The following is a 1450-nucleotide window of genomic DNA, read 5'->3' as shown; positions in this document are numbered from 1 at the left end:
GGCGTCCTGCGCGAAGGCGGACGTGTAGCCCATGGAGCCGGAGTTGAGGCCGTTGGCGCCGAGCTTGCTGCGAAGTGCCTGCGTGGTGAGGATTGTTCGCCCTCACCGGGGCCGTCGAGGAGCAGCCGGAACGCTCGTGAACGCGCCGGGCCACCGGTCACCGGCTGTCGCTGGCCTCCGTCTCGGAGAGGGCGGCACGCCCGGCCTCGAGGCGCGCGACCGGGACGCGGAACGGTGAGCAGGAGACGTAGTCGAGACCGGCAGCGTGGAAGAAGTGCACCGAGTCCGGGTCCCCTCCGTGCTCGCCGCAGACGCCGATCTTCAGGTCGGGCCGTGCGGCCCGGCCCTCGGCGACCGCGATCTCGACCAGGCGCCCCACGCCGTCACGGTCGATCGTCTCGAACGGGGAGACCGTGAAGATGCCCTTGTCGAGGTAGGCGGAGAAGAACGCCGCCTCGACGTCGTCGCGGGAGAAGCCCCAGGTGGTCTGGGTCAGGTCGTTGGTACCGAAGGAGAAGAACTGCGCCTCCTCGGCGATACGGCCTGCGGTGAGGGCGGCCCTGGGCAGCTCGATCATCGTGCCGACCGGGCATGCGACCGGGACGCCGGACTCCTTGGAGACCTTGGCCAGGACCTGCTCCACCTCCTCGCGCACGAGCCGCAGCTCCTCGACCGTGTCGATCAGCGGCACCATGATCTCCGTCCGCGGGTCCCCGCCCACTCGCTTGCGTTCGACGAATGCCTCGGCGATGGCCCGTACCTGCATGGCGACCAGGCCAGGCGCCACCAGGCCCAGGCGTACGCCGCGCAGGCCGAGCATCGGGTTCTCCTCGTGCATGCGATTCACGGCGTCCAGCAGCTCGGCGTCGTGCGCGCTGGGAGGGTTGCCGTGTGCCTCGGCGGCGGCGATGCGGACGGCGAGCTCGGTGCGGTCGGGCAGGAACTCGTGCAGCGGCGGGTCGAGGAGGCGGATGGTGACCGGCAGGCCGTCCATCGCCTCGAGGATGCCGACGAAGTCCTGCCGCTGCAGGGGCAGCAGCGCGTCGAGGGCACGTTCCCGGTCGGCGTCGGTACCGGCCAGGATCATCGCTTCAACCAGTTGCCGGCGGTCGCCGAGGAACATGTGCTCGGTGCGGCACAGACCGACACCTTGGGCGCCGAACCGGCGGGCGCGGGCGGCGTCCTCGGGGGTGTCGGCGTTGGCCCGCACTTCCAACCGCCGTACGCCATCGGCCTGTCGCATGGCATGGGCCACCGCGTCGACCAGCCCGGTCGAGCGCTCACCTTGCCTGCTGCCCTCGAAGTACCGCATCACAGGGGAGTCGATCAGTGGAGCCGCGCCCGCGTAGACGGCACCGTCGGAGCCGTCCACGGAGATGACCGTGCCTTCCTCGACGGTGCTGCCGCCTGCCGTGAACCGGCGCCCTTGCGGGTCGACTGCGATCTCTTC

General features: G+C 70.8%; 1 protein-coding gene. It reads right to left on the bottom strand.

Annotated features, from left to right (window positions below; translation table 11 throughout):
• Nucleotides 1–157: 157 nt before the first annotated feature.
• A partial coding sequence (locus ABZ281_RS49210; protein WP_356665349.1) for a putative PEP-binding protein occupies nucleotides 158–1450 on the bottom strand: 1293 nt, incomplete at its 5' end.

This window comes from Streptomyces sp. NPDC006265 (genome assembly GCF_040613555.1).
In the GTDB taxonomy this organism is placed as follows: domain Bacteria; phylum Actinomycetota; class Actinomycetes; order Streptomycetales; family Streptomycetaceae; genus Streptomyces.
Note: the sequence above shows the minus strand (reverse complement) of the source record. Positions and strands in the feature narration are given on the sequence as shown.